The sequence below is a fragment of the Vibrio hangzhouensis genome (genome assembly GCF_900107935.1).
GTDB lineage: Bacteria > Pseudomonadota > Gammaproteobacteria > Enterobacterales > Vibrionaceae > Vibrio > Vibrio hangzhouensis.
In genome coordinates this window covers 14,505-37,283 of the sequence record NZ_FNVG01000003.1, presented here as the reverse complement: position 1 = coordinate 37,283, position 22,779 = coordinate 14,505, and the positions used below count along the sequence as shown (strand labels likewise).

General features: G+C 48.8%; 19 protein-coding genes. 5 read left to right on the top strand and 14 right to left on the bottom strand.

Features of this window, described 5'->3' with window-relative positions; all coding sequences use genetic code 11:
* Window positions 1-8: 8 nt before the first annotated feature.
* The 9 genes from C4S60_RS03800 to C4S60_RS03760 form a co-directional block, all read right to left on the bottom strand.
* On the bottom strand, window positions 9-1,733 hold the full coding sequence (locus C4S60_RS03800) for a GspE/PulE family protein (protein WP_103879015.1): 1,725 nt from the start codon (window positions 1,731-1,733) through the stop codon (window positions 9-11).
* Window positions 1,723-2,829: a tetratricopeptide repeat protein gene (locus tag C4S60_RS03795; protein ID WP_208623242.1), complete on the bottom strand. Its 1,107-nt coding sequence runs from the start codon at window positions 2,827-2,829 to the stop codon at window positions 1,723-1,725. The genes C4S60_RS03800 and C4S60_RS03795 overlap by 11 nt, the downstream gene beginning before the upstream one ends.
* Window positions 2,826-3,671: an ExeA family protein gene (locus C4S60_RS03790; protein WP_103879013.1), complete on the bottom strand. Its 846-nt coding sequence runs from the start codon at window positions 3,669-3,671 to the stop codon at window positions 2,826-2,828. The genes C4S60_RS03795 and C4S60_RS03790 overlap by 4 nt, the downstream gene beginning before the upstream one ends.
* A gap of 47 nt (window positions 3,672-3,718) precedes the next feature.
* Window positions 3,719-5,386, bottom strand: a complete 1,668-nt coding sequence (gene mshL, locus C4S60_RS03785) for a pilus (MSHA type) biogenesis protein MshL (protein ID WP_103879012.1) — start codon at window positions 5,384-5,386, stop codon at window positions 3,719-3,721.
* Window positions 5,387-5,402: 16 nt separating this feature from the next.
* Window positions 5,403-5,729: an MSHA biogenesis protein MshK gene (locus tag C4S60_RS03780; RefSeq protein ID WP_208623241.1), complete on the bottom strand. Its 327-nt coding sequence runs from the start codon at window positions 5,727-5,729 to the stop codon at window positions 5,403-5,405.
* Window positions 5,722-6,372, bottom strand: a complete 651-nt coding sequence (gspM, locus tag C4S60_RS03775; protein ID WP_103879010.1) for a type II secretion system protein GspM — start codon at window positions 6,370-6,372, stop codon at window positions 5,722-5,724. The genes C4S60_RS03780 and gspM overlap by 8 nt, the downstream gene beginning before the upstream one ends.
* Window positions 6,369-7,874, bottom strand: a complete 1,506-nt coding sequence (locus tag C4S60_RS03770) for an MSHA biogenesis protein MshI (RefSeq protein WP_103879009.1) — start codon at window positions 7,872-7,874, stop codon at window positions 6,369-6,371. The genes gspM and C4S60_RS03770 overlap by 4 nt, the downstream gene beginning before the upstream one ends.
* 12 nt (window positions 7,875-7,886) lie before the next feature.
* On the bottom strand, window positions 7,887-9,878 hold the full coding sequence (gene csrD / locus C4S60_RS03765) for an RNase E specificity factor CsrD (protein ID WP_103879008.1): 1,992 nt from the start codon (window positions 9,876-9,878) through the stop codon (window positions 7,887-7,889).
* Between the two features lie 234 nt (window positions 9,879-10,112).
* On the bottom strand, window positions 10,113-10,652 hold the full coding sequence (locus tag C4S60_RS03760) for a single-stranded DNA-binding protein (RefSeq protein WP_103879007.1): 540 nt from the start codon (window positions 10,650-10,652) through the stop codon (window positions 10,113-10,115).
* A 262-nt stretch (window positions 10,653-10,914) separates the two neighbouring features.
* On the opposite strand from C4S60_RS03760, the gene C4S60_RS03755 reads away from it, so the two are divergent.
* The 4 genes from C4S60_RS03755 (at window position 10,915) to C4S60_RS03740 (ending at window position 17,390) form a co-directional block, all read left to right on the top strand.
* Window positions 10,915-11,565, top strand: a complete 651-nt coding sequence (locus C4S60_RS03755) for a LuxR C-terminal-related transcriptional regulator (RefSeq protein WP_103879006.1) — start codon at window positions 10,915-10,917, stop codon at window positions 11,563-11,565.
* A gap of 152 nt (window positions 11,566-11,717) precedes the next feature.
* Window positions 11,718-12,587: a UTP--glucose-1-phosphate uridylyltransferase GalU gene (gene galU / locus C4S60_RS03750; protein WP_103879005.1), complete on the top strand. Its 870-nt coding sequence runs from the start codon at window positions 11,718-11,720 to the stop codon at window positions 12,585-12,587.
* Window positions 12,588-12,734: 147 nt separating this feature from the next.
* Complete coding sequence (uvrA, locus tag C4S60_RS03745) at window positions 12,735-15,563, top strand: excinuclease ABC subunit UvrA (RefSeq protein ID WP_103879004.1); 2,829 nt, start codon at window positions 12,735-12,737, stop codon at window positions 15,561-15,563.
* A 72-nt stretch (window positions 15,564-15,635) separates the two neighbouring features.
* Window positions 15,636-17,390, top strand: a complete 1,755-nt coding sequence (locus C4S60_RS03740; protein WP_103879003.1) for a PglL family O-oligosaccharyltransferase — start codon at window positions 15,636-15,638, stop codon at window positions 17,388-17,390.
* A gap of 84 nt (window positions 17,391-17,474) precedes the next feature.
* On the opposite strand, the gene C4S60_RS03735 is transcribed toward C4S60_RS03740, so the two are convergent.
* A complete protein-coding gene (locus tag C4S60_RS03735; protein WP_103879002.1) occupies window positions 17,475-18,077 on the bottom strand; it encodes a general secretion pathway protein GspB in 603 nt (200 codons plus the stop codon).
* Complete coding sequence (locus C4S60_RS03730; RefSeq protein WP_103879001.1) at window positions 18,074-19,783, bottom strand: ExeA family protein; 1,710 nt, start codon at window positions 19,781-19,783, stop codon at window positions 18,074-18,076. Before C4S60_RS03730 ends, C4S60_RS03735 begins: the two co-directional genes overlap by 4 nt.
* A gap of 86 nt (window positions 19,784-19,869) precedes the next feature.
* On the opposite strand from C4S60_RS03730, the gene C4S60_RS03725 reads away from it, so the two are divergent.
* Window positions 19,870-21,096, top strand: a complete 1,227-nt coding sequence (locus C4S60_RS03725) for a multifunctional CCA addition/repair protein (RefSeq protein WP_103879000.1) — start codon at window positions 19,870-19,872, stop codon at window positions 21,094-21,096.
* A gap of 18 nt (window positions 21,097-21,114) precedes the next feature.
* Here C4S60_RS03725 and C4S60_RS03720 read toward each other — a convergent pair whose 3' ends face one another.
* The 3 genes from C4S60_RS03720 to folB are packed head-to-tail and all read right to left on the bottom strand — an operon-like array spanning window position 21,115 to window position 22,770.
* Window positions 21,115-21,918 carry an undecaprenyl-diphosphate phosphatase gene (locus C4S60_RS03720; RefSeq protein WP_103878999.1) on the bottom strand — a complete coding sequence of 268 codons (804 nt, stop codon included), beginning with the start codon at window positions 21,916-21,918 and terminating at the stop codon, window positions 21,115-21,117.
* A gap of 13 nt (window positions 21,919-21,931) precedes the next feature.
* Window positions 21,932-22,414, bottom strand: coding sequence for a 2-amino-4-hydroxy-6-hydroxymethyldihydropteridine diphosphokinase (gene folK / locus C4S60_RS03715; protein WP_103878998.1), 483 nt, complete (start codon window positions 22,412-22,414; stop codon window positions 21,932-21,934).
* Window positions 22,411-22,770, bottom strand: coding sequence for a dihydroneopterin aldolase (folB, locus tag C4S60_RS03710; protein ID WP_103878997.1), 360 nt, complete (start codon window positions 22,768-22,770; stop codon window positions 22,411-22,413). Before folB ends, folK begins: the two co-directional genes overlap by 4 nt.
* Between the last annotated feature and the right edge of the window lie 9 nt (window positions 22,771-22,779).

Sequence of the window (22,779 nt, the reverse complement as noted above, 5' to 3'; positions counted from 1 at the left end):
CCTCTCACTCAGATGTAGATAGGTTCAACACTGCCCGACGCATCGCCTTCACCTAACGCCATGACCTCTTCCAGACTGACCACCCCCTGTATCGCCAGCTCCATGGCTGAAGCCAACAGTGGTTTGTAGTCATCCGAGGCACGGGCTCGTTGGGAAAAAAGTACCGCGTCATTGGCTCGCAACGCATCCATCATGCCCTGATCGAGCTCCAGCATTTCAAACACACCAATTCGGCCGCGATACCCCGTCAAGTTACAGTTCTGACACCCCTGTCCTTTATAAAAGTTCAATTGGCTTTGATTTGGGAAACGACTCATGATCCATTGCTGTAAATGACCATCAGGGGTATGTTCGCGTTTGCAATCGGGACAAATTCTGCGCACCAGGCGCTGAGCCACAACCGCTCTGACAGCGCTTGCCACCAAATATCCCGGAGCCCCCATATCCATCATACGAAGAGCACTATCGACTGAGTCGTTGGTATGTAACGTTGTCAGAACCAGGTGACCCGTGAGTGCCGCCCTCAGGCCTATCTCCACCGTTTCCTGATCTCGCATCTCACCGACTAAGATAATGTCTGGATCCTGACGCAGAAAAGTACGAAGAATAGAAGAGAAGTCCAGATTGATCTTTGGATTAACCTGCACCTGATTGACTCGCGGCAGACGGTATTCCACCGGATCTTCCGCTGTGATAATTTTTTTCGCCGGGCTGTTTAGCTCCGTCAGCGCGCCGTAAAGGGTTGTCGTTTTGCCGGAACCCGTTGGCCCTGTCACTAGGATCATTCCATGCGGACGACGAAGTTGTTTACGCAACCTTATGAGCAAGTGGTCAGGAATACCAGACTCTTCCAGTCGTCTGACACCGGTCGATTGATTGAGCAAACGCATCACCACAGATTCACCGTGTTCCACTGGCATGGTTGAGATACGTATATCGACTGACTGTCCTTTTGCCCGAATATTAAAACGGCCGTCCTGAGGCAAGCGTTTCTCGGAAATATCGAGATTAGCCATCAACTTCAGTCGAAGCACTAAGGCAGGTGCAACATTCACTTCATTGAGCAACGTTTCATGCAACACACCATCAATACGCTGACGTAAACGCAGTACGTCCGCATCCGGCTCAATATGAATATCTGATGCTCCAACCTGAATCGCATCTTCAAACAGTGAATTAATCAGTTTAACAACGGTGACTTCTTCACTGTCATCGTCTTCAATATTGAAATCAAAAGCGTCCGTCGACTGATGTTCGGCGTGCAGTTGCTCTGCAAAAGAGGCGATTTCTTTGGTTCGACGATAATAACGGTCAAAGCCCTCGATTAACTGCTTTTCAGCCGCAATCACAAACTCGATATCATATCGTCCAAGTTGGTTAAGCAACGACTCTTGAGCGAAGAGGTCGGCAGGGTCACTCATTGCGACCCTTAGTGTGTCATCGCGTCGCCCTATGACTAGTGCACGTAGACGCCTTGCGTGGACTTCTGGCAGTAACTGCACCGAGTCCATATCAATCTGAGCCCGGCTTAAATCGATAAGTGGCAGGGCAAGTTGCTGAGACAAAAAGGTCAGCATCTGCTGCTCCGATAAAGCCCCCAGCTCTATCAGAGTTGCACCAAGCTTACGACCCGAGCTGCGCTGAGCAGCCAACGCCTGCTTCAGCTGTGACTCATTGATAATGCCCTCTTCAACGAGCAAGTCACCCAGACGTTTGCGGAGCTTAATTTGCATCTTGGCTACCCTCTATACTTTCAATCACTTTAAGTCGATCACGGATAAACGCTTTCGACTGACCGGATACCCCGATTTTTTCCAACGCGTACTGGTAGGACTGCTTCGCGCCGCTGAACTCCATCTTGCGTTCTTGCTGAATAGCCAGACCCAACCACCAGCGAGCATTCTGAGGGTCTTGCTGTGTCAACATGGCATAGCTTTGATAGGCAATATCCGATTGCTTATTGCGCTGTGCCAGGCCCGCCCGGAGTGACAGGTAATCTATCGAGGCATTGTCGGGCAAGTGAACCAATGGCGTCAGCGCCGCTTCCTGCTGATTTTCCTTGATGAGTAATTTACTCAACGCGATTCTCAAAGTCTCACCGGAGAGATTGCGATTAATGCCGTCCTGTAGCAGTTCATAGGCTTTTCGGCTTTGACCTTTTCCATAATAAAGCGCTGACAAGCGCTGCCTTACCTGTTCATTGGTCGGATCATAGCGCAGCGCGTCACTGTAATTCTCCAATGCTCCGTTGATATCATTCGCATCAATGGACTTTATGGCTCTTTGAATGGCTTTTTCAGCAAGTTGCTCAGTACTGAGTTCTACCTGCTCCACGACCATTTCACCGCTCTTTGCTGGATCCTGTTTCGTTGCCGATCTGGTGGTCACCTGAGCTATCGAAATGGGCTCAGCTTGTAACGGAACCATTGAAGGCGAAGGTTTCTCGGCGATTGCCTGTGCTGGCTGCGTAGCTGAGTCTGGTGTTTCTACTGCATTGGTCGACATCGTTCTTGTTTTTGTTAACTCAAACGCCGATGTGGCACTGGAACTCATATTCGTGGTTGGCGATGCAACGAGAGGGGCTGTGGTTTCGACTTTAGCCGTGGCTTCGACTTCAGTCATCGTATTGGGCTGCAGATCCTGAGACATATTGAGTGTTGAAGTTGAATAAGCCCATCCGCCCATGGCCAGACTGAGTGATGCGCCCACCCCCATCCATAGCAACGGAGAGACTCTGTGAACTTTGGGTATAGTGGCCTGCTCAATGTTGCTCAATGCGGCTGTTTGCTGATTATTAAGCTCCGATAATGCTTTATTTATTGCACTCATGTCTGTTTCCAACCCCAAAGCACTGGGAATTTAAATAATGGTTTATGGGCATCAAATGTGTCCTGAATGGCCAGGAACAGGTGGCGATTGTCGACTTTCAAGCACCGGTCTCCAAAAGCAAGTAACAGCGCTTTATGACAGATTTGATGCACCAGTCTGGGAACTCCCTGGCTGGCACGCCAAACAGCGTCTAAGTGATGATGACTCAATAAATCCCGCTCACTTCCAGCCGCTGTCACCCGCTGCCTGACGTAGGCATAACACTCTTCTCTGGTCATGGTTCGCAATCTGGCACTGAAAGTGATTCGTTGCCGGAATTGCCTCATATGATGTTGTTCGAGTCTTCTATCCAGTTCTGGTTGTCCAAACAGAACAATGTGAATCAGCTTGCTATCTTCGGTCTCCAGATTGCCAAACAACCTGAGAGTTTCGAGCGCCTCATCCGACAACGCCTGGGCCTCATCGATAAGTGCCACTACAGGGCGCATCTCCTGCTTGGCGATAATCAGCTGTTGTTGGATTTCTTCAAGCAGAGAGTGAGGTGCGGTATTGGTGATACCCAGCTCTTTAGCGACAGCCATTCGCAGCTCTTGCCCTGATAAGACCGGATTCGGTAAGTAAACTAAGGTGTACTTTTGGGCGAGTTGCTGCAGTAACATTCGGCACACCATTGTTTTTCCTGTACCGACTTCGCCAGTTACTTTTAGCACTCCTTCTCCCAGTTCAATACCGGCGCAAACGGTCTGTATCGCCTCATAATGAGGCGATAAGCCAAAAAATAGCGCCGTATTGGGCGTTAGTGCGAATGGATACTGTTCAAATCCAAAGTGCTTAAGATACAACGATTACTCTTCCCAACACCACGTTATCGTCCGATACATCCCCACCGTTAGTTTTCTGGGAACCACTCATTTAACAAATCTCGTGAACGCTCTACCTCTTTCTGCCAGGTATTAACCCCCACGACAGTTGGGCGCAATAAGATAACGAGCTCTGTTTTTTCCGTCACGTTCTGGGTATTACGGAACAGATGTCCCAATGCCGGGATATCACCAAGATATGGTACTTTCGAAACCAGTTCAGTTGTCGCGGATTTCATCAGACCACCAATTACGACGACATCACCATCCGCAGCCCGAATCACAGAATCTGATTCCCTAATCGAGCTTTTTGCCAGAGGAACCACAATACTGCTGTCCAGAATCTCTATCTCTTTCTTCTCTTCTTGCACTTCAATAACGGCAGGATGCACATGAAGCAGTACATTGCCTTTCTCATCGATTTGCGGAGTCACATCCAGAGAAATACCAGAGAAAAAAGGCGTCAGTTCAACCTGAGGGGCTACATTGGCGTTTTCTCCGGAGCCAATAACGGTCGAGATGTCGGTAACAAAATACTCATCAGTACCGACCTTGATAACCGATTTTTGATTATTTGCGGCTGTGATACGCGGACTGGACAGTACATTGAGATCGCCCTGCGTCGCCATAAAACTTAGCACTGCATTAAAGTGGCCGTCGCTGATAGTGATGTTGGTTTGCCCACCAAGTAATGAGCCGATCTGATTGAGTGGTGGTATCTGAGAGGGGGCCGGGCGAGATATGGAGATGCCGCCACTACCGATCGCGGCTCCAATATTCTCCCAGCTGATTCCCTGCTGGTAACCGTCATTGAGAGTCACCTCAAGGATCTTCGCTTCCAGGATAACCTGACGGTGCAGACGCTGTTGAGACATTTCCAGGAACTCTCTTACCTGACGAATCTCATCGGGATAGGCCCGCAATGTCAGCAGGCTAGCTTGTGGCGTGACCACTACGCTTCGGCCATCTCCGCTACCGACCAATTTACTGACGGCTTCTTCCAGCGAAGGCCAGAAATCACTTTCACTGGTGGTTTCAATGCGAGTTCCACCCTGCTCATTATTATTATTGTTGCCACCATTGACATTATTGGAACCGGAAGAGCGAGAAGAACTGGAGCTGCTCGAGCCGGACGAGTTGCTATTGGAGTTATTATTGCTGTTGTTATTCGAGTCCCGGTTGGTGATGGTGCCTGTTGTAATCGATGTCAAAGAGCGCCCGGCCCTCTTAAACTGCAGGTAATCAACAGGAATCGATACGGTCCTTAACCCCGCCGGATACACCTGAATAATACGACCCTTTTTCTCGATATCGTAACCGTACATGTCACTTACGTTATCCAATACTTCATCCAAGGTGACGTCTGATAAGTTTGCCGTGATATTGCCGCTGACACTGGGATGTAAAGACACGCTGTATTCGGTGCCTTTTACCAGGCTCGTGAAAAAGGCTTTGGCCTCTACACCATTGGCTTGTACCCGAAAGCGTTTTAAGGTCCGGTTACTGTTTTTTGCGACCTGATTTCCCAGTTCAGGCATCAAGTCGGCTTCAACTGTCGGTGGCAGTTCTTCCAGACTTTTATTGTTAGAATTATTCACCGCTTCGTTGAGACTCTGTTTGATTTCCACAGGATCTCGATGACCCATTGAGCACCCTGCCAATGTGGCGATACACACACCGATTACAACCTTACGCATCATATTCCTAATAGCCCTAGTGTTTCACGTCCATCGCAAAGAGGCCAAGTTTCCACTGCTTGCCTGCGCGCTGAAGAAAAAGATTTTCATTATTTATTTTTGAGATCTTGTACCCATTGACCACATCGCCTCGCTGTACTACTTCGCCATTGAGAACTGCAGAGCATGCTTTAGCCTGCTCACAAACAATACTCTGTAGTGTCGGTAAACGATGCACTGTTTTCTTCTTGGGTTTTACCAAGGTCGATTGAGGCTGAGCCCATCCCAGAGGGGCCGTCGGATCCTGAGCAGCCCAACAGGAGGCGGACAAAGTTAAGATCATCAAAGTAAGTACTCTAGCCACCAATAAACTCCTTGCGTGTTCCCAACGTGTAAACCTCAAGCACTAACTTGGCTTGAGGGTGTTTTACTACCGCATATTTGAAACTGCGCCAGTAATATTTGACGGGCATGTTTTCCAACTCCTGCAGATAGCGGGCAATGGCAAAATAGTTACCGGTCAGCTCAATTTTCACGGGATGAACGAAGTAGCCGGAGTATTCACTGGCGGCATCGGTTCCATTAATAGGTTCAGGGGGTAACGATTCCAGAGAAACAAGTTTGAGCCCATGGCTTTTACTGAGCACCAATTCCAGTAAATCAGTCATCTGAGCAGGAGATATGAGGTTATCAACGATCCCGGAAAGCTGTTCGGACAATGACTGACTCTGGTTAATCAACTGTTCGAACTCCATGTTGAGTTCTTTATCGGGATCCTGTTTCAATTGATGGCTTAGAAGTAGCAATTTCCCCTCAATTTCCTGATTTTCGTTTGTCACCTGTTGTAACTGACGAGTCATGCTCTGACTTTTTAACATCATGGGTTCGAGCATTAGCAGGTAAATAAGAGCGACGATGACGACCCAGCCGCACCCTGCAATCAGAACTTTCTCTCGAACCGTTAACTGAGTAAACTTCTGCTGAAGCACTGACCAGTTCGCGTTCATTGTCTGGCCTCCTTTACCTGACTTGCGGTGACTTTCTCTCCGTTATTCACCAGAGATTTTAAGCTAGCGAGCTCCGGGCGAGTACGCAACTCAAACATCACAATATCATTGGCATTGCGACCAATTTTTAATGTCTTAAATGTTCGACCTACCAAACTTTGCTCTTGCTTAAACTGCCCTACCCAATTGGGTACAGCGCTGGCACTTCGCGCCAGCCCAGAAAGGTCTATATTGTCTTGATCCAGATAGATGTTCTGAATCGAGATATCATTGCGTCCTAACGTCGCGAGAGCATTCATGACTCCGGAATAACCAAGTTGCTGCTTCTGATCATAATCATCCACGGCTTTCAGAGCATCTTGCTTGGCTTCGATCTCTTGCTTGAGTCGCGCTATCGCCGCCGCCTTAACGGGTGAAGGTCTGTGAGCTTCCAATGCGGCCTGCTTCTCACTGAGTTGCTGATGAAGTGATTCAGATTGCAGCTCCAGTTGCTCTATTACCGCCACTTTTTGCTTCATGACATAGCTGGAGTAGCCGCTGGCCATTAACAGGCAGACCATCGTCACTCCCCATAAGGCCGCGACGCGATTTAACGACAAATGCTCTTGTTTTGGCTTCAGGTATTCGGGATAAAGATTGATGGCAAATGTTTGAGCCTGAACCGCTATCCGTGCCAGAAGCTCACCAGCCCAACCCTCTCTCTGTTCGACAAGCGGGACAACGTTGACACTCAAACGCTCAGAAAGAGCCAAGGAAAGCTGCTGCTCAGACTCTTCATCACAACAACATAATAACTTGTGCACCGCCCCCGTTTTGAGTTGAGAGGACAGGTAATCCAGAGAACGCTGTAATTCAAGCGCCAGACTGTCAACATCTAACCCCAGATTATCCCCCTGAATAACCGGACCGGAAACAGTGCGAATGGTACGGTGAAAAAGTGGTAATCCTTGAGAAAATGCACTGACTCTATAGTGATGGAATCGACTGCGTTGCAAAAGTACGTAGCTTTCAGCATCCTGCTTGCCTTGTGCCCAAACTAATTCTTCTGGTACCACCTGACTAAGCTCATGCCCGGACTCTTCAACTATGCTCCGAAGTTGAAGTAGCCAGGCTTTTTGTACTACATAGGCGGTCGTTTTGTTGAGACTAGGCAACTCCAAACCATCGGCAACAATGTCAGTGACCCGTTCACTAATGACATCTTTCAACAAAAAAGGCAGCGCCTGAGGCCATTCTGATTTAGGAATTCTGGGCGTTTCAATTTGATACGTGTGGTACCAGTGGCTGCCAATAATAACCTGTACCTGACGCCCTTTTTGTGGGTATGACGAGAGCTGTTGAGCGAGGCTCTTTTGCCAGTTGTTGGCACGAACATCACAGTTACTAACCTCTTGCTGTCCTTTCTCTGACAAAAAGACACCGTCCGACTGCATAATAACGACAATCGGGGAAGTGTTCGCTTGATTTGGCTTAAATCTGGCTAGTAATTTATTAAACGTCATAACATTTCCGCGTTAGGATTTTTTCCAACGATTCCTTCGCCCGGGTTTCACCGAGGCTGCTTTGGGTTTACGATCAGGCATCAGTTGTTGTTCTGCAGCGAAATAACGTCCCTGACCACCTTTTACCCCCAAATCAAGCAAAGTATGCCACTCTTTCTTGGTCTCAACACCGACAGCAATAACTTCCGTGGGACCGTCACCACAGGCACCAACCATGCTACGCACAAACAGCTGATTTTCATCCCGTTGATCTATTTTTTTAATTAGACTGCGATGCAGTTTTAAATAGTTAACTTTGAGATCTTTGATGTAATGGGTACTAACGATTGAACGGCCCGCCTGACCAACAATTACCGTACATCCTAAACCGGACAGCATTCTAACAACTGGGCGAATATAATCCAGATGTTGTACCAATCTCGCTTCGGAGAACTCAAAACTCAATTGCCTGCGGGTTGCCACGGGAAGTTGCAGTAATTCATCACGAAACCACTTGAAATACCCCTTATTGGCAAATGGCACAACATACAGGTTGATGGAAACAGGAAGAATTTCAGGGTGTTGCTTAATGTTTCGTAACACTTTATTGAGTACAGCCCGGTCGAAATTGGACTCATATCCCACTTGCAACAATGCGGAATGGAATCGGGATGCTTTGACAATGCCGCGCTCCGGATCTTCGATTCTGGCAAACAACTCTTTGTGCACAAATGCCAGATCTTTCCCCTTTTCGTACAAATAACACGGCTGAGAAAAGATGAGCAGGTTCTCAGGTAGTAGCGCTTTGTCAAACAAGGTTCGCCAACGAACGCTGCCGCGCTCATCAACCGTCTGAACTTGCTTACTATATCGACTCCAGTTGTTCACCTTTTGCAACTGAGCACTCTTCAGGGCGGTTTCTGCCTCCTCCATGACACGCCCGCGACGTTCTCCTTCTGAGAACATACTTACCCCAATATGGCACCAGTTTTCCTCATCCAGAGGATTAGGTGGCGTGACTTTCTCCAGTTGACGTATGCACTGATTTGCCAGGTTGGCGACATCTTTAGAGCTCTGATGCGGAATAAACACGGCAAAGTCTGCATCGTAATAACGAGAGAAAATGGCATCCGGGTATTTTTGTACCGCATTGGAAATCACTTCACCGACTTCAATAAGAAAATCATCAGAGTGGGATTTACCCAGTTGCTCCTGTACCTGCTCCCAGTCTTCAATACGAAACAGCATAACACCACCCTGAGCGCCACTTTCATGCAGCGCCGATTCCAGCTTATTGTCGAATAACATTCGATTCGCACTGCCGGTTAACGGGTCGAGGAAGGTCTGAGTTCGAATAAAGGTATCAAAGCGACTGCGCTCCTGACGTGCATCCTGAAGCTCTTCAATCAGAATATCCAGCGCTTCACTCGCGGTATAAGGCCACTCACGCTCATCGCCTTTTGCATACTGTTCGACCCGACCCCCAAGGATCATTCTGCCGCGCTCTTCCAGCAGTTCAGAGCCCACCAGCTGTTTTCTGAGCCACTTCACTCCCTGCATCAGACAGACAACGATCAATCCAAACGCCAAGGTCACAGACCACATGGCTTCAATCGAGTAGCGAACATCCAGATAGGGAGGCAGGGCAATAAACTCAACCCGATAACCTTCGTTCCGCTCTAGATCGTACCCCTTGCGATAGACGATGGTTCGGTCAATGGTAGGAGAGGTGTTCTTGTAGCGATAGATCACCCCTGCAGACGAAGTCAGCTGCATTTCAATAATATTACTCGCCTGGAGCATTTTCGGCATCCAGCGCTGCATCATGTAGGCCGCGTCAGGGTCTTCTAACTCTTTGTCGATAACCTTAACAATGCCCGCAAGGTGGTGATTCAGGTACTCCTGCCCCATTCTCTTGATAGACAGGGTGCCACCAACAAAAAGAATAAATACAGCACTCATGACAATGACAGTCACAAAGGCCACTAAGCGAGTACTTAGCTTGAGAGTGGGAGTTTGCCTCATAGATGCTCAAGTCCTTTTTGAACGAAATGGTTGCAGTGTCTTAATGCACGACTCTGGTTAACGAGAAAACAACAAACTGGCCGCAAGTGCGTTAACTGTTTGTTATATCAGATTTATAATGAGCCGTTAAGCAACAAGCTATGCTCAGACTCTAAGAAACAAAAAAAACCGCGAGTCTGTCGCGGCTTTTCTCTGATCATCAATGACGATTTGATTGACTCATTGTCTGTTCGCTTAGAACGGAATGTCGTCGTCGAAGTCCATTGGTGGCTCGTTATACTGTGGCTGCTGCTGAGCAGGCTTCTGCTGCGCCGGCTGTTGGACAGGCTGTTGTGGCTGTCCCCACCCTTGCTGTTGCGGTGCTTGTTGCATACCGCCCTGGTTTTGGTTCATGCCACCCTGCATTGGCGCACCGCCGCCTTGACGACCACCAAGCATTTGCATTACGCCATTGAATCCCTGCACAACAACTTCTGTTGTGTAACGATCCTGACCACTTTGATCCTGCCACTTACGCGTTTGTAGTTGACCTTCAATATACACTTGTGAACCCTTTCTCAGGTATTCACCCGCCACTTCTGCCAGCTTGCCAAACAGAGCAACACGGTGCCACTCTGTTTTTTCACGCTGTTCACCTGTGGCTTTATCACGCCAGGTCTCAGAGGTTGCGATTGTAATATTCGCCACGGCACCGCCGTTTGGCATGTAACGAATTTCTGGGTCGTTACCTAAGTTACCCACTAGAATGACTTTGTTTACTCCACGGCTTGCCATGTTTTGCTCCATAACCACAGTGTGTTTCAAATTAGCCCAATAGGATAACACGAACCGGTGAGACAACAACAGCGGTTATCTGATCGAGGTTAAATTCTCTTCATCGGGTCGAATATTACGAGCTGGACGAGGTGAACCATATCTTTACATTCATATCAATTACTTAGATTTTTTTAACTCTCTCCCAATTCATTTTTTCATGACTAGCCGCACATTAGCATACTCGTCAATATGCATAAAAATCACAAACTAAAATCGGGCTATGAGAAGAAATAACTACAAACGTGTCATTCAACACGTCACCCTAAGCCAGGAAGCCACAGTAACCGAACGAGTCAGACAGCTATCCAATCTAAGCGTAAGTGCCATAGAGTCCATTACCCCCCAGGATTTATTGTCAACCGCATCTGGATGTCGTAATCGTATTCTGCTCTTTGATTACGAGGAATCACTGGAGCTGTTTCAGCAAGTCCTCAACCTGCCCCTTGCCAGCAAAAACTTCGAAACCATTCTGATCAATGTGCCGCATCGGCTGACGACAGACGAGATACTGCGTTACGGTCACATAAAAGGGCTGTTCTACAGCTATGAAGCAGCGCAAAAAGTGGTTATAGGGTTGGGTGAGATCATCAACGGCAAAAACTGGTTACCTCGAGATGTCACCAGTCAGCTACTGCACCATTATCGTTATGTGGTTGCCGCGAATACGTCTCCGACCGTGGTCGATCTCACCGCCAGAGAAATCGAAATATTGCGCTGCCTTCAGTCCGGGGCGACCAATCTGGAGATCTCCGATGACCTGTTTATCACCGAGTCCACGGTAAAGTCGCATCTGTACCAGATATTTCGCAAATTATCAGTGAAAAACCGACTGCAAGCGATCGCCTGGGCCAACCAAAATCTCTTATCTTAACGAACAAAAATCGGCTGTATACCACGGCGAGTGAAATCGGACCGAACTCAGACGCATTTCTACTGTCATAAAGCGTCGTTACTATGTAGACTTAGTTCCAATCGCCCGTCAGTGGCAATGAATTGAAACATAAAAAGATAAAGGGTTTTACCATGATTAAAAAGTGCCTCTTCCCTGCAGCAGGGTACGGAACTCGTTTCTTACCGGCAACCAAATCGATGCCAAAAGAGATGATGCCGGTCGTTAACAAACCATTAATTGAATACGGTGTAGAAGAGGCGATTCAGGCAGGTATGGACGGTATGTGCATCGTAACCGGTCGTGGTAAGCACTCCATCATGGACCATTTTGACAAGAACTATGAGCTAGAGCATCAAATCAGCGGCACCAACAAAGAAGAGTTACTGGTTGATATTCGCGATATCATCGAATCAGCTCAGTTTACCTATATTCGCCAACGTGAAATGAAAGGTCTGGGCCATGCCATCCTGACAGGACGTGAGTTAGTCGGTGATGAACCTTTCGCTGTGGTCCTGGCTGATGACCTGTGCGTAAACGAAGAACAGGGTGTTCTGGCTCAAATGGTGGCACTGTACAAGCAATTCCGCTGCTCTATCGTCGCGGTGCAGGAAGTACCCGAAGATGAAACGCACAAGTATGGTGTGATTGCCGGTGAAATGATCAAAGACGATCTGTTCCGCGTCGATGACATGGTTGAGAAACCAGAACCGGGCACGGCACCTAGCAACCTTGCCATCATCGGTCGCTATATCCTGACACCCGATATTTTCGAACTGATCGAGCAGACAGAGCCAGGCAAAGGCGGCGAAATCCAAATCACCGACGCTCTGCTAAAGCAAGCTAAAGCCGGCTGTGTACTGGCGTACAAATTTAAGGGTAAGCGCTTTGACTGCGGTAGCGTTGAAGGTTACATCGAAGCAACAAACTATTGCTTTGAAAACCTGTACCTCAAAGATGAAAAGGCCTCTGAACTGGGTAAACATGCCACTAAAAAGGCGTAAGTTCTAGGTTCTAAGATAGTAAATGGCGCTACGCAGCTTTGGCACGTGGCGCCTTTCTTTTTTACCTGTCTTTTTATCCAGTATTTCTTTGCACAAAGTTCACACTATGTAATACTTGTCACACTACGTATTACATGAGTGGCAACAATGGATAAGATAGAAGTTAGGGGTGCCCGAACCCATAACCTTAAAAACGTCAATCTCACAATTCCTCGCGACAAACTGACTGTGATTACTGGCCTGTCCGGTTCAGGTAAATCCTCTCTTGCATTTGATACCTTATATGCCGAAGGGCAACGTCGCTATGTTGAATCCTTGTCCGCTTATGCAAGACAATTCCTTTCTCTGATGGAAAAGCCAGATGTCGATCATATTGAGGGGCTATCGCCTGCTATCTCGATCGAGCAGAAGTCAACATCTCACAACCCACGCTCTACGGTTGGTACCATCACTGAAGTCTACGATTACCTTCGCTTGTTGTACGCACGCGTCGGGGAGCCTCGTTGTCCCGAACATAAAACACCGCTGGCGGCACAGACCGTCAGTCAAATGGTGGACAAAGTTCTGGAGTTGCCAGAAGGCTCAAAAATGATGTTACTGGCGCCAATTGTTAAAGAGCGTAAAGGCGAGCACGTCAAGACATTAGAAAACCTTGCTGCTCAAGGCTTTATCCGGGCACGTATTGATGGTGAAACCTGCGATCTTTCCGATCCACCGACGCTTGAGCTGCATAAGAAGCACACCATTGAGGTCGTCGTGGACCGCTTCAAAGTACGAGACAACCTACAACAACGTCTGGCGGAGTCATTCGAAACGGCACTGGAGCTGTCCGGTGGCATCGTGGCGGTTGCCTGGATGGATGAAGCAGAGAAAGAAGACATCATTTTCTCTGCGAATTTTGCCTGCCCATATTGTGGTTACAGCCTTCAGGAGCTAGAGCCTCGCCTTTTCTCCTTTAATAACCCGGCAGGTGCTTGTCATACTTGTGACGGTCTTGGCGTACAGCAGTACTTCGATCCTGACCGTGTAGTAATGGACGATGCATTAAGCATAGCCGAGGGTGCTATTCGCGGCTGGGATCAGAAAAACTACTACTATTTCCAAATGCTGACCTCACTGGCCAAGCATTATGATTTTGATCTCTTTGCTCCGTTCAACAGCCTGCCAAAGAAAATTCAGGATATCGTCCTGAAGGGGTCGGGACGCACTGAAGTCGAGTTCAACTACGTAAATGATCGTGGTGACATTCGTGTCAAGCGTCACCCGTTTGAAGGCATTCTGAACACTCTGGAACGCCGCTATCGGGATACCGAGTCTAACTCCGTGCGCGAAGATCTGGCTAAATACATCTCCACTAAATCGTGTGGCTCATGCAGCGGGACACGTTTGCGTGAAGAAGCCAGAAACGTATTCATCAACGATACCACTCTGCCAGAAATCGTCGAAATGAGTATCAGTGGCGCGATGGCGTTTTTCAGCTCACTGAAACTGGAAGGGCAACGCGCACAAATTGCCGAAAAAGTCATGAAAGAGATCAATGACCGACTGCATTTTCTGGTTAATGTTGGTCTCAATTACCTTAATCTGTCACGAAGTGCAGAAACCCTGTCTGGCGGCGAAGCACAACGTATCCGGCTGGCAAGCCAAATCGGTGCCGGTCTGGTTGGCGTAATGTATGTTCTGGATGAGCCATCCATCGGTCTCCACCAGCGCGACAATGAGCGCCTGCTGAACACCCTGACTCATTTACGCGATCTCGGAAACACAGTTCTGGTGGTTGAGCACGATGAAGACGCCATTCGTACCGCAGATCACGTCATCGATATTGGTCCTGGTGCCGGAGTTCATGGTGGCTCCGTGGTAGCCGAAGGCACCATCGACGATATCATTGCTTCTGACGCCTCATTGACCGGTCAGTATCTCAGTGGCAAACGTGAAATTGCCATTCCCGAACAACGCACCCCGATGGATCCCAAAAAGGTGGTAACCCTTCAGGGCGCTACCGGCAACAACCTGAAAAATGTCGACCTGACGGTGCCTGTGGGGCTATTCAGCTGTATTACTGGTGTCTCCGGATCGGGCAAATCAACATTGATCAACGATACATTTTTTAAGATTGCTCACACTCAGTTAAATGGTGCAACCACCGCCGAGCCATCACCTTACAATAAAATCGAGGGACTGGAGCATTTCGACAAAGTCATCGACATCGATCAGAGCCCAATCGGCCGAACACCGCGCTCAAATCCGGCAACCTACACCGGTATCTTTACCCCTATCCGCGAATTATTCGCCGGCACTCAAGAGTCGCGATCGCGCGGTTACAAACCAGGACGATTCAGCTTTAACGTGCGTGGCGGGCGCTGTGAAGCGTGTCAGGGCGATGGTGTCATCAAAGTTGAGATGCACTTCTTACCTGATGTCTACGTGCCGTGTGATGTGTGTAAGGGCAAGCGCTACAACCGCGAAACCCTTGAAGTTCGCTACAAGGGCAAAACCATTGATGAAGTGCTGCAAATGACTGTCGAAGATGCTCGTACCTTTTTTGACCCAGTCCCGGTTATCGCCCGAAAGCTGCAAACACTGATGGATGTCGGCTTGTCGTACATTCGTTTAGGTCAGGCCGCCACAACACTATCTGGTGGTGAGGCACAGCGTGTCAAACTGGCCCGCGAACTGTCAAAACGCGATACCGGAAAAACGCTGTATATTCTGGATGAGCCAACAACAGGTCTGCACTTCCATGACATTGAGCTGTTACTGTCGGTGCTGCACCGGTTGCGTGATCACGGCAATACCGTCGTGGTGATCGAACACAACCTCGATGTCATCAAAACTTCGGACTGGATCATCGATCTCGGCCCCGAAGGGGGACAAGGCGGAGGAGAGATCATCGCACAAGGCACGCCCGAAAGTGTGTCTCAAGTCGAAGGTTCTCACACAGCACGCTTCCTAAAGCCTATGCTAAAAGGTTAAATTAAGGCATTGTGATTGAGTGACCGTGACACACGGCACTCAATTTTCTTGTTAAAACAACTAGTAGCAAGCATGGCAATTATTCATACCAACGGCACCGAACTCGCTCAAAAGCAAGTTCGTCCGCCTTTAAATCGCAAGTTTATGGCTGCAATGGCGCTGCTGTATCTCGTCGCTGCTCACTTTTTTTGGCCAAATCCCGGCGGCTTAGGGCTCGCTCTCGCATTCAACAATACCAGCTGGATTGCCTTCAGTATTGTGCTGGCCATCGGCCTTTACCAACTCGGCACCAATCAGGTCATTCGTTTCAGTAAACTAACGATTGGCCTGCTGCTGGCCTGCATCATGCTCACTCTCCCTCTGTTCTATGGACAACCTGACGTGCAATCCGCCCTTCCCAGGTTTATTGCTTTATGGGGAGGGATGCTATTTTTCATACTGCTGCAACAATTTCAGTTCACCAATAAACAGAAACAACGCTTACTGTGGCTCATTGTTTTAGCTGCCCTGATAGAGGCGCTACTGGGCTATGTCCAATTCTTCCTACTGCCTCAGGACAACCTGTTCGGTTACGATGTTCTGGTTAACCGCCCCTACGGTATCTTTCAACAGCCTAACGTCATGGCAAGCTTCTTAGCGACGGCACTGGTGATTTCCGGCTACCTGCTGGCCAGACAAAAGCACAAATACAACTGGCACATCAGTGATGTCTCTGTGCTATACATCACTCCTGTGATCACGCTACCTTTGCTGACGGTTCTGGCCTCAAGAACCGGTTGGCTTGGTGCTTTGCTTGGTGTGGCATTACTGGTGCCCTACCTCTACCGTCACTCGACCAGGAAGCGCTTTAGAGGCTGGACTTTCGCCAATCTGGCCGGACTGGCTTTAGGGATGCTCCTGGGCTTTGGGAACACTGGTAGCCAAAACCTGATTGAGCAAAAAGCCCGACTTACTGATGTTCGTACAACGATTTATAGTCAGTCGATCGATATGCTGATCGAGAAACCTTTTACTGGCTATGGCGTTGGACGGTTTGAGCCCGAATATCTGGTATATACTGCCCGACAACATCAGCTTAATCCGCAATTTGCTCCTGGTATCCCTGCTCTGGATCATCCTCATAACGAGTTACTGTTTTGGGGGATCGAGGGGGGACTGGTTCCGGTTCTAGGGATCATACTGGCGGCGTTATTCGTGTTGAGTCGAATATACACTGCCAAGCCTGGCACGCGACTGGCGATTTTCGCCATGTTTGTACCTATTGTATTGCACAGTCAACTGGAGTATCCGTTCTATCACTCACTGATTCACTGGCTCACGTTTATTATCCTGATTTATTGGGTCGATCAACGAAGCCCAAGAATCAAGCAAATTTCGTTTACCAAACTGACCAAGACGTCAATTCGAGTGCTTTCCTTGTTGCTCCCAATTGCAGTCAGCACTTACATGCTGGCCTCTCTGCACACCAACTACGTTCTGACCCGGTTTGAGAAATCCAATCCGGTTGACCCGACCATTCTGGAACAGGTCACTAACCCGGTGGTATGGAAAGATCGCTATCAATGGAACTTGTACAGCACTTACTTAAAACTGGGCCTTAAGACTGGCAATCCAGAGTACATCCAACCCTACATTGACTGGTCAATTGAGATGATCAAACACCAGCCAAGGCCGGCATTTTACCGCAACCTCATTCTGGCTTACCAAGGTATGGGGGACAACAGTAAGGCCCTCCAGGTAAAGAGTGAAGCTCAGTTCCTGTTCCCGAATCATCATTTCGCACTTGCGGAACTGACAATACCAGCCAGAACCGAAGACGGTAAGTAAAACGACACAGCGAAGGTGTGATGCCTTCGCTGTCATGCACCAAATCAACGCTCGCTACTCAGCTAAACCCGCCTTTGACCAGTATTACCCCGCCCATTCATACAGGGCCGGGATATCAATGATGTCGTTGTCAAAACGAATGGTGATAGATTGAGGGTCAATGGCCAGTAGCTGGATGTTGTTCAATCGGTCGCCCTCTTTGAGCTCTTTACCATTGATCTTAACCCAGCGACGCTGGACGTCAGAGGAATACATGTGCGTCTGTAAGTTGAGTGCCGGAAGACGCCCACGATACCGCGCCTCGTTTCCCTCCAGCGCAATATGATCAGCCCGGCTAGACGGCATCTCACGCTCTGTTTTCCTGATGGCAGATTCCACCTGTTTGGCTAGCTTTGGATCCAAACCACTCAAGTCCAAATCTGCGAGATTAAAGGTATTATTGTCAACAGACTCTACCGTTGATGAAGCGCTCCGTTCCGAACCTGAATCGGTTGCCGGCTGTGAACGAGCTGGGGTCATAGCCAAAACCGGTTGACTGCGTGGTAATGGCTTTAGCTCTGAGAAGTCCGGATACGACAACACCGCGTAAGCGTTATCTCCACCACTCAGGTTTTCTTCTGAAACCTGAGCCCATGATCCTGTAGCACTCACTGATAGTACCGAACCCATTAGTAGTATCGCTTTCACTGTGCCACCTCCTGAGCATCACCAGACAACAATTTTGGCGCCTCTGTTTGCGTCATCAGCTCCAGTCTGCGCAACGTATTGCGACCGGCAATGCCATCCACATCCATGTTCTGCCATCTCTGGAATAGCTCTACTTTGCGCTCAAGCGCCGTGTCAAATATGTCACGACCTGAAGGCATCTCGCCCAACACCTTAGACAATTTCTGGTCCAGCAGTCGCACCTCTTCACCCTGCTGATTGATACGCAAGGTACTCTGTATTTCTCGCTGCCAAATGGAGTAGTACTCACCGGTCCAAAGCTGTTCTAACCAGACTTTTGGTAATACCAGACGTTCTTTGCCATTCAACACCTGAACCTCCGTCTGCGATACCCGGTAGAGCACGACGTAACCTTGCTTTCCATCCAGATACAGTGGCATCACCACTGGCAAGTTTTGTTGCTCGATCTTTTTTAGCGTCCCCAGAGATTTCTGGCATTGGAACAAGCTGTTTGATGCGTCTTCACACATGCCATCCAACACATTTGCTCTGTATCCCCAAACCGCATAGAGCTCCTGAATAGCAGAGATCTTGTCACGACGCTCAAACAGACTCGTCAATAAGCGCTGCGGATACGGTGAAACCGGCTCCGGCGTGACCACTTCAACTACCGGCAAGGGCTCAGGGGCAACAATAACCGGACGTTCCGGTTCGACTTCAGGCTCCGCAGGCGCAGCGGCGGGAGACTGCGCCACCGACAACCCGGCGATGTGAGCCTTCACCCAGTGCAATCCGGCTTCGCCTTTCCAGTACAAACCACTGGCAAGCGCAATACCCAACAGCCCCGGCAATGCATAACTGGACAGCCATTCCGACATCACAGATGGACGATTGGTGTCAGCATTGCCAACACCAGGGGCCTGAAACGACAATATGTCCTCACAAGCTTTTTGGGCTAACGATTTGGAAATTCGCTTTTCACCTGAATGATAGGCGTATTGCAGTGCTTTATCGCCAATCAGGTTAATAAGACGCGGGATCCCCTGACTGGCTTTATTAATGATGGCCACAGCCCCTTTGGAGAAAATGTCGCCGGAACCACCGGCGGTGGACAGACGAAACTCTATGTATTGGCGAGTTTCTCCTTCGCTCAGAGGCAGCAAATGATAGCGCCCGGTGATGCGCTGTGCCAATTGACGTAACTGTGTAGTACGCAGCTTTTGTTGTAACTCCGGCTGGCCGATTAACAGAACTTTTAGTAGCTTACGTTCATCGGTTTCTAAATTGGTTAATAGCCTGAGCTGCTCCAGTACTTCCGCAGAAAGATGCTGAGCTTCGTCGATCACCACTAAGGTATTGATACCCTGCTGCTCATTATGTTGCAGATACTGGTAAATCGCCTGGCTGAGTTGTTTCAGTGAGGCGTTGTCCGGGTACTCGATGGCAAATTCGTCACAGATCGCTTCAAGCAAATCCTGACTGGAGAAAGTAGGATTAAGAATTAAGCCGGATGCGGTCTGACTATCCAGAGAGGCCAGCATGGCTTTCGCCACAGTGGTTTTGCCGGTACCGACTTCCCCGGTTAACATCGCAAAACCGCCTCCCTGCCCCAATCCGGCCTGAAGGTGCTGCATCGCTTCCCTATGGCGTTGACTTAAAAATAAATAACGAGAGCTGGGTACAATTGAAAACGGTACCTCATAGAAGCCAAAATAATCCTTATACATCCACTCAACCTTACAATATCACTAAAAGCAAAGTACCATTGGGCCAGAGGAATGCCAACGGCTAAGTAAGAAAAAGGGGAGCCAATTTGCAAGTCTATCTCGTTGGTGGCGCGGTGCGCGACCAGTTACTAGAACTCGACGTCTATGACAAAGACTGGGTCGTGGTGGGTGCCACTCCAGAGCAAATGTTGGCCAATGGCTTTCAAGCCGTTGGCAAGGACTTCCCTGTGTTCCTACACCCTAAGTCTAAACAAGAACACGCATTAGCGCGAACAGAACGCAAAGCAGGCAAAGGCTACACCGGATTTGAGTGCTTTTCGTCTCCGGATGTCACTCTGGAGGAAGATCTGATGCGTCGCGATCTGACCATCAATGCGATGGCACAAGATCAAAGCGGGCGAATCATTGATCCCTACCATGGTCAGCAAGATCTGAAAGACCGCGTACTCCGTCATGTCTCCCCGGCCTTTATCGAAGATCCTCTCCGTGTGCTCAGAGTCGCTCGCTTTGCCGCCAAACTGGCTCATTTAGGATTTACCATTGCGCCCGATACCTTAACGCTAATGACGCAAATCGTCGAACAAGGTGAATTAGAGCATCTAACGGCGGAGCGTATCTGGCAGGAGTGGCATAAATCGCTTAGCACTCATCATCCAGAAGTGTTTCTTGAGGTACTCAGAGCCTGCGGAGCTCTGGCAGTCGTACTGCCAGAAATCAACCAGCTGTTCGGTGTACCACAGCCTGAACAATGGCACCCGGAAATAGATAGTGGCGTACACACTTTGATGGTGGCGACTCAGGCCGCTAAATTGAGCGATTTGACCACGGTTCGTTTTGCCGCACAAGTACACGATCTGGGCAAAGCGTTGACTCCAGAATCTGAATGGCCGAGCCACAAACTGCACACCCACTCCGGACAGAAAGTGATTAAATCGCTGTGCGAAAGAGTACGAATTCCCAACGAATACCGCGATTTGGCAGTCGCCGTTTGCGCTCAGCACTCTAACGTACATCGGGCAGGTGAACTCAGACCCGCAACTTTTGTGAAGATCTTTGGTCAACTGGACGTCTGGCGCAGACCGGAAAAACTAGAGCAGGTATTGCTGTGCTGTGAAGCCGACCACAGAGGCCGCAAAGGGCTGGAAACCGCGCCTTACCCCCAAGCAGACCGCTTTAGAACTGCCTACCAAGCTGCTTTAAAGGTCGAGGTTCAGGCCATCATTGCCGATGGTTTTAAAGGTAAAAGCATCAAAGAAGAACTCGACAAACGCCGGGCTAGCGCGATCGAAAAGGCCCTAGGACCGAGGTCCTAGGGCCTGGGCGCAATTTGCCTAGCTCATCAGTAGGAAAGCAAACAAGCCAACACCAAGGATCAATCGATAAATCACAAACGGTGTCATCCCCATTCTTGAGATGAGCTTAAGGAAAAAATGAATACAAAGATACGCGCTGACAAAGGATACCAGGATCCCGGTCAGCAGGAATCCAATATGGATTGGCTCTGTGCTCGTCACCAGTTTAAGTCCCAGATAGGCTCCTGCTAACGTAATGATCGGAATCGACATCAGGAACGAGAAACGCGCCGCAGCTTCACGGGTAAAGCCCAGATAAAGTGCAGCCGTAATGGTCGCTCCTGAACGAGATGTCCCCGGGATGATCGCCATCGCCTGAGCCAGACCAATAAACAGCGCTTTTTTCCACCCTGCCTGATATTCATCCTCAGCCAGTTTTGAGGTTTTATCCACCCACCAGAGCAACAAACCAAACACAATGGTCGTAGTCGCAATTACGTAAGCACTGCGCAGGTAAAGTTCAACAATGTCTTTCATCAACAGACCAAAAATACAGGCTGGGATCGTCGCCAGTACGATCATCCAGGCCAGTTTTGCCTCTTTACTGCGGTCTCCATTGAGCACTGAAGCTAATAACGCAGCAAACAGCGTCACCACCTCTTTACGGAAATAGATCACCACCGCGGCCAGCGTACCGACATGCACCGCGACGTCAAAGGCCAGCCCCTGATCTTCCCAACCCAAAACCGCAGAAGGCAAAATTAGATGTGCCGAACTGGAAATTGGCAAAAACTCCGTTAACCCTTGGATCAGGGCCAACAAAAAGGCTTCAAAATAACTCATTAATTACTACCAACTAAAATTGAAATTCGATTCTTCTAAGGGGCACTGGGGCTGGAATCGTCTCTAGAATCTGTTCTACTGTCCTGCCATCGCCGGGGATAACCAGATTCGGGTCGATATCATACAAGGGCTGTGTGACAAATGAATACTTAAAAATATCTTCACGAGGAATAAACGGTTTTTTTTGTGAAATTTCATTTCCATACAACAGAATATCGAGATCGATTGTACGGTTTTGAAATTTAGCAGCATCGATATCACGTCCCCACTTGACCTCAATCTCTTTGAGAGCAGCACTGAGCTCATTGAGTGCCAACGCAGTATCTAATCGCACTACCATGTTATAGAAATCATTACCCGAAAAACCAAACGACTCACACGCATACACAGGCGAAAGTCGCAAATTTTCCGTAATCAAAGACAATTCATGACAGGCTGCACGAATGTGCTTTTCACGCTCAACATTGGAACCAATGCCGATGTACGCTGTGATCATGCTTGGCCTCGTTCAATCACTACACCGACGCTTCGAGCCTGTGGTACTGCACCCGGCTTGGCAAGGCGAATCTTGACCCAAGGCACAGAGAATTGAGTTTGGATGAGTTCCGCAATTTCCTCTGCGACACGTTCAACCAGTAGAAAACGACCATTTTCAATGTGATTTAACACCGCGTCACTGACTTTTGAGTAATCGAGCGCATCAGCAACATCATCACTTTTACCCGCTGGCGCGTTGTCATGTGCCATTTCAATATCCAGAACAAGCTTTTGTTTAATCTCTTGTTCCCAGTCATAAACACCGATAGTAGTGATGACTTCAAGCTGCTCAATAAATACTTTATCCAATGCCATGATTTGTCC

What these genes read in the sequence shown, in the direction of transcription:
- C4S60_RS03800 (WP_103879015.1), bottom strand. Translation starts at nt 1,733, where the DNA reads ATGCAAATTAAGCTCCGCAAACGTCTGGGTGACTTGCTCGTTGAAGAG.
- C4S60_RS03795 (WP_208623242.1), bottom strand. Translation starts at nt 2,829, where the DNA reads ATGAGTGCAATAAATAAAGCATTATCGGAGCTTAATAATCAGCAAACA.
- mshL (WP_103879012.1), bottom strand. Translation starts at nt 5,386, where the DNA reads ATGCGTAAGGTTGTAATCGGTGTGTGTATCGCCACATTGGCAGGGTGC.
- gspM (WP_103879010.1), bottom strand. Translation starts at nt 6,372, where the DNA reads ATGAACGCGAACTGGTCAGTGCTTCAGCAGAAGTTTACTCAGTTAACG.
- C4S60_RS03770 (WP_103879009.1), bottom strand. Translation starts at nt 7,874, where the DNA reads ATGACGTTTAATAAATTACTAGCCAGATTTAAGCCAAATCAAGCGAAC.
- csrD (WP_103879008.1), bottom strand. Translation starts at nt 9,878, where the DNA reads ATGAGGCAAACTCCCACTCTCAAGCTAAGTACTCGCTTAGTGGCCTTT.
- C4S60_RS03760 (WP_103879007.1), bottom strand. Translation starts at nt 10,652, where the DNA reads ATGGCAAGCCGTGGAGTAAACAAAGTCATTCTAGTGGGTAACTTAGGT.
- C4S60_RS03755 (WP_103879006.1), top strand. Translation starts at nt 10,915, where the DNA reads ATGAGAAGAAATAACTACAAACGTGTCATTCAACACGTCACCCTAAGC.
- galU (WP_103879005.1), top strand. Translation starts at nt 11,718, where the DNA reads ATGATTAAAAAGTGCCTCTTCCCTGCAGCAGGGTACGGAACTCGTTTC.
- uvrA (WP_103879004.1), top strand. Translation starts at nt 12,735, where the DNA reads ATGGATAAGATAGAAGTTAGGGGTGCCCGAACCCATAACCTTAAAAAC.
- C4S60_RS03740 (WP_103879003.1), top strand. Translation starts at nt 15,636, where the DNA reads ATGGCAATTATTCATACCAACGGCACCGAACTCGCTCAAAAGCAAGTT.
- C4S60_RS03730 (WP_103879001.1), bottom strand. Translation starts at nt 19,783, where the DNA reads ATGTATAAGGATTATTTTGGCTTCTATGAGGTACCGTTTTCAATTGTA.
- C4S60_RS03720 (WP_103878999.1), bottom strand. Translation starts at nt 21,918, where the DNA reads ATGAGTTATTTTGAAGCCTTTTTGTTGGCCCTGATCCAAGGGTTAACG.
- folK (WP_103878998.1), bottom strand. Translation starts at nt 22,414, where the DNA reads ATGATCACAGCGTACATCGGCATTGGTTCCAATGTTGAGCGTGAAAAG.
- folB (WP_103878997.1), bottom strand. Translation starts at nt 22,770, where the DNA reads ATGGCATTGGATAAAGTATTTATTGAGCAGCTTGAAGTCATCACTACT.